Source organism: Candidatus Magnetobacterium casense (assembly GCF_000714715.1).
Lineage (GTDB): Bacteria > Nitrospirota > Thermodesulfovibrionia > Thermodesulfovibrionales > Magnetobacteriaceae > Magnetobacterium > Magnetobacterium casense.
The window spans coordinates 1-16,719 of record NZ_JMFO01000029.1 but is presented as its reverse complement, the minus strand read 5'-3'; the positions used below and the strand labels follow the sequence as shown (position 1 = coordinate 16,719).

Annotated in this window: 13 protein-coding genes, 1 tRNA gene and 1 pseudogene; 6 read left to right on the top strand and 9 right to left on the bottom strand. The window is 49.8% G+C overall.

Annotated features, from left to right (window positions below; translation table 11 throughout):
• Positions 1-196 precede the first annotated feature (196 nt).
• Positions 197-982 carry a hypothetical protein gene (locus tag Mcas_RS12870; RefSeq protein WP_040335960.1) on the top strand — a complete coding sequence of 262 codons (786 nt, stop codon included), beginning with the start codon at positions 197-199 and terminating at the stop codon, positions 980-982.
• A 27-nt stretch (positions 983-1,009) separates the two neighbouring features.
• Here Mcas_RS12870 and Mcas_RS12865 read toward each other — a convergent pair whose 3' ends face one another.
• The 7 genes from Mcas_RS12865 to Mcas_RS12835 form a co-directional block, all read right to left on the bottom strand.
• On the bottom strand, positions 1,010-2,179 hold the full coding sequence (locus Mcas_RS12865; RefSeq protein WP_040335959.1) for a M20 metallopeptidase family protein: 1,170 nt from the start codon (positions 2,177-2,179) through the stop codon (positions 1,010-1,012).
• Positions 2,172-3,770: a murein biosynthesis integral membrane protein MurJ gene (murJ, locus tag Mcas_RS12860; RefSeq protein ID WP_040335958.1), complete on the bottom strand. Its 1,599-nt coding sequence runs from the start codon at positions 3,768-3,770 to the stop codon at positions 2,172-2,174. Before murJ ends, Mcas_RS12865 begins: the two co-directional genes overlap by 8 nt.
• A gap of 168 nt (positions 3,771-3,938) precedes the next feature.
• Positions 3,939-4,634, bottom strand: coding sequence for an OmpA/MotB family protein (locus tag Mcas_RS12855; protein WP_040335957.1), 696 nt, complete (start codon positions 4,632-4,634; stop codon positions 3,939-3,941).
• A gap of 11 nt (positions 4,635-4,645) precedes the next feature.
• The gene (locus Mcas_RS12850) at positions 4,646-6,226 is read right to left on the bottom strand and encodes a MotA/TolQ/ExbB proton channel family protein (protein WP_040335956.1); all 1,581 of its coding nucleotides are present in this window, start codon (positions 6,224-6,226) and stop codon (positions 4,646-4,648) included.
• Positions 6,227-6,351: 125 nt separating this feature from the next.
• Positions 6,352-6,894, bottom strand: a complete 543-nt coding sequence (locus Mcas_RS12845) for a nitrous oxide reductase accessory protein NosL (protein WP_081853858.1) — start codon at positions 6,892-6,894, stop codon at positions 6,352-6,354.
• Positions 6,895-6,978: 84 nt separating this feature from the next.
• A tRNA-Cys gene (locus Mcas_RS12840) sits at positions 6,979-7,051 on the bottom strand.
• A 101-nt stretch (positions 7,052-7,152) separates the two neighbouring features.
• Positions 7,153-8,685, bottom strand: a complete 1,533-nt coding sequence (locus tag Mcas_RS12835) for a DHA2 family efflux MFS transporter permease subunit (protein ID WP_040335955.1) — start codon at positions 8,683-8,685, stop codon at positions 7,153-7,155.
• Between the two features lie 293 nt (positions 8,686-8,978).
• Here Mcas_RS12835 and Mcas_RS12830 point away from each other — a divergent pair, with 293 nt between their 5' ends.
• Positions 8,979-9,242, top strand: coding sequence for a hypothetical protein (locus tag Mcas_RS12830; RefSeq protein WP_040335954.1), 264 nt, complete (start codon positions 8,979-8,981; stop codon positions 9,240-9,242).
• The gene (trpB, locus tag Mcas_RS12825) at positions 9,242-10,441 is read left to right on the top strand and encodes a tryptophan synthase subunit beta (RefSeq protein WP_040335953.1); all 1,200 of its coding nucleotides are present in this window, start codon (positions 9,242-9,244) and stop codon (positions 10,439-10,441) included. Before Mcas_RS12830 ends, trpB begins: the two co-directional genes overlap by 1 nt.
• A gap of 174 nt (positions 10,442-10,615) precedes the next feature.
• Here trpB and Mcas_RS12820 read toward each other — a convergent pair whose 3' ends face one another.
• Positions 10,616-12,628, bottom strand: a complete 2,013-nt coding sequence (locus tag Mcas_RS12820; RefSeq protein ID WP_040335952.1) for a DUF2339 domain-containing protein — start codon at positions 12,626-12,628, stop codon at positions 10,616-10,618.
• Positions 12,629-12,636: 8 nt separating this feature from the next.
• The gene (locus Mcas_RS12815; RefSeq protein ID WP_040335951.1) at positions 12,637-13,071 is read right to left on the bottom strand and encodes a PPC domain-containing DNA-binding protein; all 435 of its coding nucleotides are present in this window, start codon (positions 13,069-13,071) and stop codon (positions 12,637-12,639) included.
• 675 nt (positions 13,072-13,746) lie between these two features.
• Between Mcas_RS12815 and Mcas_RS12810 the strand changes: the two genes are divergently transcribed.
• The 3 genes and pseudogenes from Mcas_RS12810 to Mcas_RS18860 form a co-directional block, all read left to right on the top strand.
• Positions 13,747-15,123 carry a hypothetical protein gene (locus tag Mcas_RS12810; RefSeq protein ID WP_156033364.1) on the top strand — a complete coding sequence of 459 codons (1,377 nt, stop codon included), beginning with the start codon at positions 13,747-13,749 and terminating at the stop codon, positions 15,121-15,123.
• Positions 15,116-15,898 (top strand): BACON domain-containing protein, encoded by a 783-nt coding sequence (locus Mcas_RS19450; protein ID WP_081853857.1) that lies wholly within the window; start codon positions 15,116-15,118, stop codon positions 15,896-15,898. The genes Mcas_RS12810 and Mcas_RS19450 overlap by 8 nt, the downstream gene beginning before the upstream one ends.
• A 7-nt stretch (positions 15,899-15,905) precedes the next feature.
• Positions 15,906-16,719 (top strand): annotated as a pseudogene (locus Mcas_RS18860) (ISAzo13 family transposase); the annotation flags it as partial.

Here is a 16,719-nt window from a genome sequence, read left to right as displayed (position 1 = left end):
AATATTTATGTCCAGATATTTATTGTGGTGCGGATTATTAAGACGGGTGGTTACAAGATTGCAAATTTTTCTGTTGACAAACTAGCAATAGTGCTGCAATACTAAACTAGACTTCAGAACTGAAGTGTCTGTTGTGCGTGGGGTATTTACTCTGCGTCTAAGGCGATAAATAAGCCATTTTGGAGGTAATGTTATAATGAGACTGAAAGATATGAAGACAAGACTGTTAATTGTGGCAGTTGTTACTATTGCCCTGTGCTGCCTGCAGGGTATAATCTCGTCGGGGGCGATGGCAGAGACAAGGCATTCGTTTAGAAATTCACACAAGAATCAACCCAAAATAAGCACGCTGATCAAGACATATAAGATTGACTCTGAACTGCAGACAAAACAAAAAATGACTCCGGGTGATATTATAGCATCCGAAAAACTGGAATCGTATGAAGAAAAAGAAAAGGACTTCGGTGTCTTACCTCCGATAGCCAGCAAGATTCCTAAACAATACCATCAGGCGAAATTTAAAAAGATTATCACAACCTTCTTAAAACCCATGACAGACCAGAAATTAACTGGTCTCTATGGCATCGAAGTTGTTGACAACAAGGTGTTTGGAATTTCAAAAGTGATCGTTAACGATGAACAGGAGCACTACGCAAAGGAATTATCGCTTGAGTTTGAAAAGAGATATGGTACGCCGGATGAAAAGGAGTTTTTCTCCGGTGAACAATCCCTGCAAAAATGGGAGCGATATGTGTTTGCATACAACATCATACACGAAAACAGATACTACGTCTTTAGCGTTTCTTTTAACGAAGATATCAATCCCAAGAGGACCCTTGTCACGATATCCCTAATCAATGTAGGGCAGGTCTATGACGAGTTCGAAGCAAAGGCAAAGGCCAACGACACGGACTGGAAAGAGAAGGGCGATAAGAGGGAACTAAAAATAAGAGATACCATAGAAAGGGCATTTCCTAAGTGATCCCTCCTCCTTGCTGGGGAGTGCTTATTATATTTTTCTGAGTGTGGTGGTGGCAAGTTCAGCCATAAATGCTGCGCCGATGCGGAGGGCTTCCTCGTCAAAGTCGAAGTGTGGTGAGTGCAAGGGGATTCCCGGTGGTGAGCCGATGCTTGCCCCGATGCGATAAAAGCAACCCGGCACCTCCCTGAGAAAGTAACTGAAGTCCTCGCCGCCCATGCTGGGTAGTGGTATGTCAATGATCTTTTCGCTACCGAGGAGGTTTTCGGCCACCGCTCGGACAATCTCATACTCCCGCTGGTGGTTGACCACGGGGGGATATCCCTCAAAGTGTCTCACCTCCACAGAGGCATTGTTGAGGGTTGAGAAGGCTGTGGCTATGACATTCATCCGCTCGATGATACGTTTCCTGATGTGGTCACTGATGGTTCGGATGGTGCCCCGGAGCAGCGCCCGTTCGGCGATGGCATTTGAGACGGTGCCGGCATGTAACTGCCCTATGGTCAACACCGCCGGCTGCAACGGGTCAAGCTCGCGCGATACTATCAACTGAAACTGCATGGCAATCTGGCAGGCTATCATCAGGGCATCCACGGCCTCGTGTGGTCTGGCGCCGTGTCCGCCACTGCCGACAATCTGCACTTCAAAGGTATCCGTGTATGCCGAGTTGACTCCCGGCTTTATGGCTATCTCTCCGGTGGCGTAGTGACTATCCAGGTGTGCGGCATATATGGCGTCAATGCCCTTGGTAACCCCTTCGTCTATCATTGGCCTTGCCCCCCCGGAGCCTTCCTCGTTGGGTTGGAAGATAAAGACGACATTGCCCGGTGGTGGGTTTTCCTTTAATATCCTGGCTGCACCCAACAGCATTGCCACATGGCCATCGTGGCCGCAGGCGTGCATAACACCCTTGACCTTCGACGCAAAAGGCAGACCCGTCTCCTCCGTCAACGACAGTGCATCCATATCTGCCCTAAGCGCCACGGTTGGACGCCTTTCGCCAGTGACCAGCCTCCCAACTACGCCAGTCCTTGCCACTCCGCTTATGTACCCTATGCCAAGCCCGTCAAGGTACCTGCCGATAAGTTCACTGGTCTTGTACTCTTTAAAGCCGATCTCCGGCTCCGCATGTATTGTCCGTCTTATCTGTCTGATCCATGCAAACAACTCATCAGATACGATTTCCAGCACTTTATCCATCTGCTGCCTCCTGATGTTTAAATCTTCTGCCCCGCATCCTGGCCATGACCATCTGAAAGATATAGCGTATCTCCTCGCTCCTCAGTGCCCATGCAACCACCGTATATGCTACCATACACAACGCAATAGTGCAAGCTAAAAATGCCGCCCTACCAAACCCGCTCTCCCCTGCGCCCCAGTGCCAGAGTCTGACCATGTACCACCCCACTGCCCCCATTACCACCGAAGCGATCAACGTCTTGACAAAGGCTACACCGATATCCCCGGTGTTCAGCGTCAGGAGCCTGCCCCTGAGCATGTAAAAGAGCAACGAAAAGTTCAGCATCGATGCCAGGGCATTAGCCAGCGCAAGCCCTGCATGTGACAGAGGCTGCATCAGGATGATGCTCAGGAGGAGGTTTATCAGCACCGAAAATATGGCGGTCTTTACTGGGGTTTTGGTATCCTGCATGGCATAGAACGTCGATGCCACCACCCTGACCCCGACCATTGCCCAGATGCCCGCACTGTAGCACACCAGGGCGGATGCCGTTGCCACTACTGCGGCGTGATCGAATTGGCCACGCTGTAGCAATGTGCTCACAATAGGTTCTGCCAACACTATCAGTCCCACCATTGATGGCAGGGTTATGGCAAATAGGAGTTTGAGCGAAAAGGCAAAGTCCCCGGTGAGGGTCTCAAAGTCGCCCCGTGAGGCGTGCTCGGACAACGCCGGCAAAACGGCCATCCCCATTGCCACACCAAATATCCCCACCGGAAACTGGATCAGGCGCATGGCATAGTACAGGTACGTGATGCTCCCCGTGGGCAGGTAGGAGGCAAGTATTGTGCTCATAAAGATGTTGAACTGCGCCACGGCCGTGCCCGCCGCCGCAGGAAAGACCAACGCCCCGATCCGTTTTAAGCCGGGGTGCGAAAAGCGGAAGTTTGGTCGCAGCGAGTAGTTGTTCTTGAAGAATATGGGTAACTGCCATACAAACTGTGCCAGTCCCCCTACCGTGACCCCGACGGCAACGGCCATCACCGGTTCCCTGAAGCGGTCATAGAAGGCGATGATGGTGACGATTATGGCAACATTAAAACATGCCGAGGCCATGGCGGGTACAAAAAACTTTTTCTTTGTGTTAAGGGCACCCATGGTCAGGGCAGAGAGACTGACAAACAGCAAAAACGGAAACATCGTCTGCGTCAGTGTAACGGTGCCGGCAAACTTGGCCGGATCGTTGACAAACCCGGGTGCTATGAGCCTTACAATTGGCCCGGCAAAAACAATTCCAAGCACGCACAGAAGCCCGATGACTATGACGATAAAGGTAAACGTCACCCTGACCAGGTCAATTGCTTCTGCGTCACCCTTGTTTGTCCTGTACTGTGTCAGCACGGGTATGAAGCCGCTTGACATGGAGCCTTCGGCAAACAGTTCCCTCAAGAGGTTGGGCACCCTGAAGGCAACAAAGAAGGAATCGGACACCCCCGATGCACCAAAGAACCGTGCCACGATCATGTCCCGTATGAAGCCAAGCACGCGGCTTATAAACGTGGCCACGGACATGACAAAGGCCGACAAGGCTATCTTTCCGTTTGCGCTCAAGGTCTGTCCGGTGGCAACTTAAAACTGCCCTAAGAAGTCTATCTCGTGATGCACTGCCATCCAGGTATCCTCATTTGGTGTAAATCGCCATTGTATCAGTACCTAATCTACTGGTTCTAAGGCATCGGACATCTCTTCTAATTAATGTCTGCACTGAACCAGGACCTGTTACTTAAGGTAGAAGAGCAACAGCTCGATGCGGCGATTTTTGTCCTTTTTTTCCATGGAACTGTTGTCGGTGGCGAGTCTTTGTTCGTTGTACTTTACATCGACATCGGAGCGTGTCACGGGCTTGAATTCGCCAAAGGACGTTGCCGACATCAGGTGTCTGGCCGGATTGATATCCATGTCTTTCTGTAAAAAGCTGTACACCGTCATGGCCCTTTGTCCTGCAAGTTCGAGGTTTGATGAGAAATGTCTTGAGGCATCCGTATCGGCATGTCCCTGTATCTGTATCTCCCTGATAAAGTCGAGCTTTGACTTCAGCAACCCTCCAACTGTCCTGAGCGTCTGTCTTCCTTGTTCGGTCAACGCGTACTGGTCACGCCCAAACAACAGCTTGTCACTGAAGCTGATCTTCTGCAATGTGACATCGTTGAGGACTACGATGTCGCTGGATATTCTATAGGTGTGTGTGTCAAGCACCACGGGTCTGGTGTGATAGACCTCGGCCAGCTTGTTTATGAACTCCATCTGATTACGCTCTACCCCCTTGAGGTTGACGCTGCCCGCTGCAAGCACCGTCAGCACCAGAAATATCACCAGGACAAGTATCAGCACCACAGACAGCATCATATCCGCAAAAGATGGCCAGAAGTTAAAGCTCGAAAAGTCTTCCTGTCCTGCCTCGGATTCGTTATACATGATAAAGCAATCTACCTTTTTCTAAATAATTCCTTCAGTATATCGCCAACCTTGAGATTGCCGGAGTAGGCGGCAGGGGTTGCAGGTGATGGCTCCGGCGAGGACTCTGAGGACGATTTGGCACTGATCTCAGGGACGAAGGTTTCGATGTTCTTTGACAGCACGTCGAGGGATTGTGTCAGACTGGGGATGTTTGCAACCAAGGTGGAGAAGGTCGCTATGTTCTGTGACAGTCCGCCAATGGCATCCTTGAGGGTATCACCCAGTTTGTCGGCAGCCTTTCGGACAGGCGTATCGAGGGCCTCAAGCCTCTTTAAGACCTCCCTCAGTCCCTTGTCGATGGTTTCGCTGTTTTGCAGGGCGATCTGTCTGTTGGCCTTGCTGACGCTCGTGGTGCTTTCGGTGGCTTCGGCTATGAACTTTAGCAACTGGGCATCTATTTTTTCACGCAACTGCAAAAAAGACGTCTCATACGCCTTAACGACAAGGACAATGTCGTGTATCTCTCGCTGCTGAACCCCCAGGGCCTCAATCAGATTGCTCTTAAAGGTTTCGGAACCGATGACTATCTGGTCGTACAGGAGCCTGATCTCCCCCTGGAAGGAGGTCAGGTGTGCAACGCTCTTTGTGAAGTCCCCCGAAAAGGCATCCATGCGTTTGCAAAAGGCATCGTTGAAGAAGTCGGCAGCTTTTGTTATTTGTTCCGAGGTAGTGTTTAGCGTGCCGAGTAGTTTGTTTGCCTTTGCGAGGTTCTGTTTTAGTTTACCGGTGTCATCTTCGATAGCGTCGGCCAGTTCTGCGACTTTTTTAGCGGCCTGAAAGTTTTGGCGCATGTGTTGTTCGCTTTTTTGCAGGGTTCTGTAGAGTTCCTGAGTGGTGGTGGGGTATAGTTTTGGTAGCCATGTGTTTATGGTTGTGCTCTCCAGGGCCACCTTCAGGGGGGTGCAGAAGAGGTTGAGGTGTATGCCGTAGAGTAGGACGCCGATAACGGTAAACATGACCCCCCAGATGCTCGGGGCAAAGGCGTTTTTGAGGTCGTTGAGCAGCCCCGTTAATGCCACCGATATACCGCCCTTTATATGCTCGATCTCGGGTGCTCCAAGCATGGGTGACAGTCTGGCGAGGCTGTCGGCAAGGCCAAAGAGCGTGCCAAGCAGGCCGACGATGATAAAGACACTCAGTACGTTTTTCAGTACCGCGTTGTTTGCAAACAGGCGATAGTTTGTGTGATTGATCAGGGAGTTGATATCCAGTTGACTGCCGGTTATGCCACAGTCAAAGATGGCGCCGACGTGTCCGGCTACGATTGAGTTTTCAGGCATGGCGTTTTCCTTCAGAAACAGCGTAAACCTGCCTCGGTGTACGGGACGCTCCTCGTCAAAGGTCAACTCCTTGCGAAAATGTACCAACTCATCTACGGTTGAGAGCTTGAGAACGGCACGGCGTTCCCTGGTGGTCCTGGCTGCCGATACACACAAGTAGCCAACCCATGCAAGGAATATCAGTTGCAAAAATCTGACAACATACATTGCCACCAGGTTGGAAGGTGTCAGGTACGCCATAAGCACCGTGATAAATTCAAATGATTTCATAAATAAACCCGTGAACTATATTATGCAGGCAGGCAGCATATTTTGTCAAATGCCCGCGAATTAATCAGCGATTCAGAAAGAGTCAGCGCATCCGGCATAAAAGAGACAAAGTCCTCCCTTCTTTCTTAGTGATGATGGCTGACGGGATTGAGGAGTTCCATTGTCAGGTCTCCGAACATGAGGATTTTCCCGCCGTGTTCTTTCACATGTTTTTCTGCATCCTGGCGGTCTGAGAATGGGACGAGCGGGTCACCCATCGCACCCTTCCTTTGGCCACCGTAGGCGTAGAAGGCGTTCTTTGCGTCGATCCAGTGCCCGGAGGGACGTAGCCAGTCCTCCTTGCCCATGTCGTTTACGTAGATGACCGCTATGTTCTTGGGACTGTCGGGCTGGAGGTAGAACGTAAACAAATCCACCGTACCACAGAACAGGTCATACCGACCATTTGTGTAGATGATCTGTCCCTTTGCCCCGGGGAAGTCCAGCAGGATCATCCGACACACGCTGCAAAAGTGCTCCCGAGTCAGGGGCACAGGCCCCGGCTTTGTCTCCGTAGTCTTCGAACATCCCACAAGCAACATGCACACTACCACAAGCAACCTTAACAGGAAAAAAAACGGGAAGCGCTTCTCTGAGCAGGATACCTTCAAAATCAGAACGGATGCCACAAGTCGTCCCTACGTTTATCTATAACCCTCTTGATTTCGTTTAACGTCGCCAATGCCACAAACCTTAGAAAAGAAAATCAGAAAAGGCGGCGGCCGGATTCGAACCGGCGCATAAAGGTTTTGCAGACCTCTCCCTTAGCCACTTGGGTACGCCGCCGTATATCGTACTTAATAAGCATAACATACACGGAGGGCTTTTTTCAAGTTCATAGTTTTTATTTTTATGTGGCAAATCAAAACCGGACGTTACACTGTATTTTATTGGTGTAGTTCCTGCCGTGTTGGCGCCTTAGCTTTTTTAATGAGGAACACCAGGGGCAGGACACACAGCATGACCACAAATATCATATAAGCGGCGTCGTTAAAGGCAAGGACGGCGGCCTGTTTGATGGTCTGTCCATAGATGATCCCGTCTGCCGTGTGTGCAGAGGCATAGTCGCTGTATCCCTTGAATTTCAACATTCCGGTGATGTATGAGGCGGCCATCTGATAGCCTCTGTCAAAGGGACTGAGGTGCTCAACAAGTTGAAGCTGATGACTCTGTGAGTGGCGCGATACCATCGTCATCACAAATGCCACACCAACGCTACCTCCTACATTTCTGAGCAGGTTGTATATACCCGTGGCGTTTCCCATGTCCTCACGACTTATGCCCGACATTGTCATCGTCGTAAGTGGTATAAACAACAGTCCCATCCCAACCCCCAACAGCACTCGTGGCAAAAACACCGTCTTGAAGTCAACATACAGGTTCAGTTGCGACAACAGATACGTCGAGGCTGCGGCTATCAAAATGCCTGCCGCCATAGGCCACCTGGGATTGATCTTGTTGACCAGCACGCCCACAACGGGCATGGTAAGCAGTGTTGCAATACCTCCAAGTCCCAGCACTTTGCCGGCCATCGTCGCCGTGTATCCCATGATGCTTTGCAGATATATGGGCAACAGGACAATGCTGGCAAAGAGATTAAAAAAGGCAAAAAACATGACCACATTGCCGGTGGTAAAAGAAACGTTGCTAAACACCTTTAAGTTGATGACTGGTGATTCTGCGAAATACTCCACGACGACAAACATGATTATGGATACAACCGAAACCACCGTTAACCAAAATATGTAACCGGAAACGAACCAGTCCTCCCCCTGTCCCTTTTCAAGGACAATCTGCATCGATGCAAGCCCCACGACAAGCAGTGCCAGTCCAAGGTAATCGATACTCATCCTGGTCCTCTGCATGTATGGCGGGTCCGTGATGCAGACCATGCACATGATTATGGAGAGTATTCCGATGGGGATGTTGATAAAGAATATCCACTGCCACGCCCAATTATCCGTGATCCATCCACCCAACATTGGGCCAACAATGGGACCAAACATCACCCCCACGCCAAAGAGTGCCATAGCCGTTCCATGCTGGTTGTGCGGGAAGGCCTCAAGCAAGATGGCCTGCGACAGAGGCTGAAGCGCCCCACCACCAATGCCCTGGATGATTCGAAAGATGACCAGACTTTGCAGGTTCCACGCCGAACCACACAGAAACGAACTGACCGTAAAGACCGATATGGACAGTATCAGGTAGAACTTCCTGCCCAGCATCCTGCTTAACCACCCCGTCAACGGTATAATAATAGCGTTTGAGACAAGGTAGGCCGTAATAGCCCAGGTGGCCTCATCAATGCCCGCCGACAGACTGCCCCGTATGTGCTCAAGTGAGACGTTGACAACAGAGGTGTCGATTATCTCAATCAGCGTTGGCAGCATGACGCTTATGGCAACAATCCACTTATTCAAGGCAGCGGTACACCCGGTAGCACCACAATCAACCGTGGTTAGCAGGATTTAAGCCATTTCTGTACCCACAGAATATGGCATTGTTGCTATGATTAAGCAATGTGTCCACGTTTGAATGGAGTGCTACCGTCTTCATAAATAATTATAGCACAACAATCTGAGATATATCTGTATCCTCTTAAAAAAGCATGGTAAAATGGGGTCAATGCACCCGCCCTGCATATTATCTTGACTTTTATTTTCCGTCAGAGTACTATTAATGATCATACAGACAAGACTTGGAGGGTCAGGCTATGGATAAGGCAAGGTTGAGCGTGGCAATGATTGATGCTATTAAATCGTCTTTTGGGGCTACTCTTGATAACGTCTATGAGATCAATGAGCTGAGTGAGAGGGTTTTCCTGGATATGTCCAGGAGGGGCACTGACATGCATAAAGAGGCAGAGAAGGTCTTGGTGGATTTCCTTGACTATTCAAAAAAGAGTCGCGATGAGTTCAGAAGTTTTATGGAGTCTGGATTTGAGCAGATAGAAAGGCTTTTTAGGGAGAACGGTTAATGAAGAAGGGTTATTTTGGCATCTATGGAGGCAGGTATGTACCGGAGACCTTGATACCGGCGCTGCAAGAGCTGGAGGAGGTCTATGAGGTTGCAAGGAAGGACGGCAATTTTCAGCGTCAGCTACACGAAATTCGGGCATCTTATATAGGCAGACCGACGCCGCTTTACTATGCCGGCAAGTTGACGCAACACCTTGGCGGGGCAAAGATATATCTTAAACGTGAGGACCTTGCGCATACCGGTGCTCACAAGATAAACAATGCCGTTGGTCAGGCGTTGCTGGCAAAAGTGATGGGCAAGGACAGGGTTATCGCTGAGACCGGAGCCGGACAGCATGGTGTTGCCACTGCCACGGGGGCTGCCTTGTTTGGCTTGAAGTGTGATATATATATGGGGACGGAGGATATGCAGAGGCAGTCCTTAAACGTTTTCAGGATGAGGTTATTGGGTGCCACAGTCAAGGGTGTGGACATCGGCTCAAAGACCTTAAAAGATGCCATCAACGAGGCCCTAAGGGACTGGACAACAAATGTCCGTACCACGCACTATGTCATGGGGACGGTCTTTGGGCCACATCCATATCCCTCGATGGTAAGGGACTTTCAGGCCGTTATTGGGCAGGAGGCAAGGCAGCAGATACTGGCCATAGAGGGCAGGTTGCCGGATTATCTCATTGCCTGCATTGGTGGTGGCAGTAATGCCATGGGATTGTTTCACGAATTCCTGGCGGGGCAACAGGCGGGGCATAACATCAGCTTTATCGGCGTAGAGGCCGGTGGATTGGGGATAAAGCCGGGGGAACATGCGGCGCGCTTTGCCGGTGGCAGTGTTGGCATACTCCAGGGCTGCAAGAGCTATCTGTTGCAGGATGACGATGGCAACGTCCTGGGTACACACTCCGTATCGGCGGGGCTTGACTATGCCGCCGTGGGGCCGGAGCATGCACACCTGCATGATGCCAAGGCCGTCAGGTATACATACGCTACCGATGATGAAGCCCTCAATGCCTTTGAGGCCCTGTGCAGACTGGAAGGAATAATGCCGGCCCTGGAGTCGGCCCATGCCGTCAGTGAGGCAATGAGGCTGGCACCAACTCTCTCAAAAGAAGCCGTGATTATTGTTAATCTCTCCGGCAGGGGCGATAAAGATGTCTTGCACGTCGCAAAACTCAAGGGCGAAGGAGACCTCATTAAATAACTCACCTTACGCACATGGCACAAGAAAAAAGAAAGGGGCGGTTTGTGGCAGGGGTGCCTTACCCCCTCCGCCCCCCTTCAGAACCCCCCGCAAGGGGAGGGGCGAGGCGCCCCGGCCGGAAAGAAGTCCCCTTGACCCCATTATACTCAATCCTGAGTTTATATAAAAACTTGATCATGATGGTTCCTTCTTTGTGATCTTGTCCTTGTAGTTGTGATACAGGTATGATGCTGCAACGAGCACAAGGCCAAGTATTATAAACGATATGATCCGGTAAGGGGTGCTGAACCTGGACATGTCAAAGAAGAAGACCTTAAACAACGTAATCAGAAAGAGTCCAAATGCCACATGACGCATTGCCTTGTTGTTGTGCACAAAGCCCCTGAGCAACAACACCGCTGCAAAGGCACTCCACAGCACCGAAATAGCGGCAAACTTCCCCTGGGGCAGGTAGGACCCAAAAAATGCGCTCGTTTCGATGTTCAGGACGATAAACAGCATCACTCCGCCGATGACGGCAAAGGCGACCGGTGTCCTTTCCGTGAGTGCCGTATGCGGCATGGCCCTCCTGGATATACGGTAGAAGGCATAGGAGATGCCAACGACGAGGGCCGAGGTTAGATAGCGTTCCACAATGAGGTGTGTGTATCTGCTCGTCACGTAGGGGGTATCTATGTAGAGGTAAAATACGTCGTGGTAGTCGTAGAGCAAGAACTTGGCATTGGCCAGCGCAAAGAGTGTATAGGCACCGTAGATGAGAGCCTTGTTGTTAAACCTCAGTGCAAGCCAGAAGAGGGTAACGGACTGTGCGCACCAGAATATCGTTATCCAGTGCCTTGAAAACAGTATGGGGATGGTGATGATCAAAAACAGGGCGGCCTTGCCAATGACGACGATGAAGGCCTTTTCGCTTTCCTTGCCCTGTTTTAGCAACTGTGTGGCCATTGCCAAAAACACGGCAGCGTAGAGGATCGATATCACACTGACCCACTCCACGGAGGCGTACTCCTTAATCATTGCATAACTGAAGCCAAAGGCAATGAAGGAATTGGAAGAAATTATGTAAAAGGCACGCAGTTGTTTCGAGCTTTGGCCCGTCCCGGCCCTCAGAAACTGATATGCAAACGGCACCACACTATAGATCGCATAGAAGGTGTTGAGAAACAATATGGTCGGCCAGAACTTGCTCACCGAGTAGTGTTGCACAGTCCATGCGGTAAACAGTATGTAGGTTAGAACAAATCCAAGGTAGTTGAGCAAGTCCCATTTCTTGTACAGTGCAACCGCCAACAGGGCAAGGTTTAGGAGGGTCATGTAGGTCATAAGTGCGATCTGGTTGTCCTTACCGGTGGACAGGAGTACCGGTGTCAGGAATCCGCCGATGAGGCCCAGCACCGCCAGCCACCTGGAGTCGTATCGCAGGGCGCTGACCGTAGCAAAGGACGTTATCAGCACCATGATGCCAAAGGCTATGAGCTGGTCAAAGAGGTGGTAGATGTCAAATGCGGCAAACGTCGAAAAATACAGCACCGCAATCCCACCTCCAATGACATACAGGCCAAATATCTCCAGCCCCTTTCGTCTGAATAGCTCCCCGCCCACAAGAAAACTGATCGCCCACAGATAACTCAACGCCACCCTCCCTGCCGGACCCACCCAGCCCCGATCAAAGGAATATTTAAGGAAATACGCAACGCCAAAGACAATGGTTACGATGCCGATGATCAACAGCCACTTCTGGCCAACCTTGAGTTCAAAGTCCAGCTCAGGTCTTTTGAACTCCGGAATCGGCCACTTTGGTCGCCCCGGTGTAGGGAACTTGGGGGGCGGGATGTCTTGTCCTATGTCCTGTTCTATGTCTTGGTCTTTGGGTGGTGGCTCTGGATATGGTTCCGGTGGAGTCTCTGGTTCTTGCCCTGGGGGGGGAGATACCTTCTTTTGGGGAGGCATGTGGGTAAGGGTTGCGAAGTCGTCGCTTAAGAGTCCCTCAAGGCCGCTTATCCGTGCGTTGAGTCTGCCAAGGACACTTTGTACGTTGTTGAGGCGTTCAACGGCGCCGTTAAGCTCCTTTCTGATCTCAATTACGTGGGCAATCCTCTTTAGCATTGCCTCGGTGTAGACATATCCGCAGATGTTGCACGTCTTTGACAGGTACTTGATGTCTGACTTACATGTGGGGCATTTCATGACTTACCTCACACTTGCAGCAGGTACATGCCGGAGAGTTCATCTAACTGACGTTTGGCGTCAATGCCGACAAGCTCTGTGACAATCACCTCAAGCACCAGAAAGATTTCGGAGAAGTCGCGCAAACACCCGACCCTGACATTGTCTTTCTTGCCAAAGGCCCCGTGGAAGTGTATGGCAGGGACTCCCTCCCGCAGAAAAATCGTGCCCATGCCGGTTACCTCGTGGCTTTCGTTGAGCTTTCTGTAGTCGGGTTTTATTGGCATTTCTTCCGTTTCGGGACCGACAACGATGCTGCCTCCCCTCATTCCCCCAACCACGTGAAATATGGCAGCGTTAAGCCCCTCATCCGTTGCCAGTTGTATGAGGGCCTTTAGAAGGTCCTCGCCATCTGCAAGCCTGCACACAAAAACCCTACCCGTTGTGCCGATCTGATACTTCATAACCTATGACTCCTCCTTTTTATATCTGCCATAGAGGAATATTCTAACGAACACTCGCCATCCTTGTATATATTTTACAACATTGGTCTAAATAAAAGGGTGATTTTAACTTCCCTCGTATATAGAGCGTTTCGATTGCATACGATACAAAAAAAGCATATCCTCTTAGAAAAGCATGATAAAATGGGGTTAAGGGGACTTCTTCGTGCCCGGGGCGGGTGCGACAATTGAGCCAGGGGCGGCTCGCCCCCCGCTGCGACAAGATTGCGGGTGCGACCCTCCCCTTGCGGGGGGTTCTGAGGGGCCAGGAGCGACTTTTATGGCAGGGGTGCCTCACCCCCTGGAGCAACAAGAAGCCATAGCCCCTTTCTTTCCCAAAGGCACCAACCACTATTCTTATGCACCCAAAGAAATAATTTGCTTGCATTATTTTTAACACTATGTTTATAATAACCTGACGAAGGTAATTGTATGATGTCGTTAAAAGGAGGTGGTGTATATTATGCGTTGAGGTATTGTGAGCATCGACAGTTGTGTTGAAGTTCCGTGTGATTAAGCAAGATTGGTGACATTGGTACCCCTTGGCATTAGTCGGGGGAATGAGCAATTTCATTGAGACTTTAAGGAGGTTACGAAAAATGTTTAAGAAAGGTTACAGTGCAGGAAGGATTTTTTTTGACGCTCCTCGTGCTTGGCGTGGTTTTTGCATATGGGGTAGCAAGAGGCGCTGATACAGCGGTTCCGGCTGCCAGCACACTAACGGTTAATGCGTCAGAGTTTAAGGTCTTCGACAACATCGGATTTTCCACAAGCTTCGTAAGGGATGGTAGCGCAGGTGTGTCAGGAGGATGGCCTCATTACCACAGATACTCTCTCATAGAGGATGGTAATGGAAATCTCTATTTTACCTACGGTAACGATAAACAGCTCAGATATGCTGAGTACACCGCAGCGTCCAACACATGGTCGGATAGTCTGATTGATACAAGACAAAAGTCCGTCCAATCTACATCAACGGTTGTTGATTCCGCTGGGAATAAGTGGGCATCCACTAATGATTATGACAGGACGGCCTGGTATACTGGAGCAGATGATGCCAGTATATATAAAAAGACAGGAGCCACTTGGAATAAGGCAACTGATCTTTATACCAACAGGGGGGAAGAGGCATCTGGTCCTGCGGATATAGCACAAACAATGATCAGGGATGCCAATAACAACCTTCATGTCTTGTCCCAGAGATATGGTTGGTGGAGCTATGGGGGCGCTACCAAAGAGATGATATACAACACGGCTACATCTACGCTTGGTAGCTTGCTCACTATATCGGGTAGGGTATCTTCACATCCCGATACTGGTAGAAACGACGCATACTTTCAGCAAATCCTATCAATAAATGGTGATATATACGTACCAATGAGAGATGGTCAGATATTTGATTTTACCAACAACTCTGAGACATATATTAAGTGGAAGGTAAATGGTGGTGGTACATATATGGGACATGGTGTCACGCTTGCTGACAGTATAGGACAAGGTGGTACTACAGCTTGGTCTTATATGGGTAGCACTGTTTTTAGTGTTGACACGTGGTACTACACAAGGGCGAAAGTAAATTCTGACAAGACGGCTACTTTTGTGACATCCACTGGAAATTATGATACGATGGGTGGTACTGTGTTTAAAACCGACTCATTTACTCTAAATACCTTACAGTGGAATCTGCTAAAAAAGGGATTTATACATGGTGGCGTAGGTGATAACTATGGGGGAGCAAGTGTCTATATAGCATTTGCTGAGGTAAAGACAACTGCCACACCTGTCACAGTAACGCCACAAGGCAATACACTGTATAACTTTGAAAATGCCGGCATCCCAAGTGAGTTCACCCAAACCGGTAACTGGTCCATTGATAGTACAACGGGTTATAGTTCATCAAACTCACTGTACACAAATAGAAGTGGGTCATTTTCTTTAGATGTAACAGACCCTGCTATAGTTTCATTTAAGATAAAGACATCAAGGCGTCCAGTTTTTTTATCTTATCGATAAGAGTACATCCCAAGCTGAGTTAGGTTATGGTTGGGATCGTGACGAGAGTACTTCATGTTGGAATGATGTCAAGATTTATGCTCCTACTGGTGGGACTAAGACACTAAAATGGGAGCAGGGAGATTATGGAGAAGGGGCAATTACTACATGGATAGATGACATAAAGATAGAATATCTAACATCCACGCCCACCCCAACACCCACCTACACCGTAACGCCGTCAGCGGGCACGGGAGGGACGATAACCCCGTCAACGCCTCAGACCGTTACCTCCGGCGCGACAACGCAATTCACGGTGACGCCAAACACGGGATACTCCATCGGATCAGTCACCGGATGCGGCGGCTCTCTATCCGGCAACACGTACACAACAGGCGCTATCACCGCTAACTGCACGGTTACGGCGACGTTTTCGCTTTCGCCTACGCCACCCCCATGCAGCTACTCAATCACCCCGACAATCAAGTCATTCCCGGCAACAGGCGGCAGCGATACCATTAGCGTGATCGCAGGCAGCAGTTGTGCATGGACGGCAACAAGCAACGCCACATCATGGCTGACGGTCAACACCCCTTCCGTCTCCGGCAATGGCACGGTCAGTTACACCGTTGCGGCAAACACCGCTACCACCTCCCGCACCGGTACGATAACGATTGCAGGACAGACCTTAACGGTGACGCAGTTAGGTATAGATTGCAACAGCATGACAATCACCCCAACGAGTAAGGATTTGTCCACAAATAACTTGTACAAATGGTGTCTAAATATGTTATGATCAAAAAGTGCAAAGCGATACCGAACTTATGATACAAAGAAAATTTGAAGTACTCAAAGATGTTTTAGACGAACAAGGCAGACGAATGTGGGCTGCAGTGGAAGCCGAGGCATTGGGACGAGGAGGAGTTACTTCAGTTTCCAGATCTACTGGTCTTTCGCGGACAACGATATATGAAGGAATTAGACGTATTGCTGAATCAAAGGAAAAACCTTCAAAAGGGAAAAAGAAGATACGTTTACCTGGAGGTGGACGCAAGCCGGTTGTTGAAACAGACCCATCCGTGCTTGTAGATATTGAGGGGTTGGTAGATCCGGTTACCCGAGGAGACCCTGAGTCTCCATTACGGTGGACCTGTAAGAGTGTTCGTAATCTTGCTGTTGCTCTTCAAAAACCAAGGACATGTGATTGGTAGACAAAAAGTTGCCCACCTGCTGTCTGGTTTGGGGTACAGTTTACAAGCGAACCGGAAGATACGTGAGGGTTCAGACCATCCCGACCGCGATGCTCAGTTTAGATACATAAACGAGCAAGTGGTTGATTTCCAACAGCGTCAAGAACCAGTAATATCTGTGGACACCAAAAAGAAGGAACTTGTAGGTGATTTTAAAAATGCGGGACGTGAATGGCAACCGATGGGACAACCCGATGTGGTACGGGATCATGACTTTGCCGACAAGGAACTTGGTAAGGTCAATCCCTATGGGGTATACGATCAAGGCGCAAATATAGGCTGGGTAAGTGTTGGTACAGATAACGATACTTCGGAGTTTGCAGTGGAAAGTATCCGCCGCTGGTGGCGTAAAATGGGGTGTGAACAT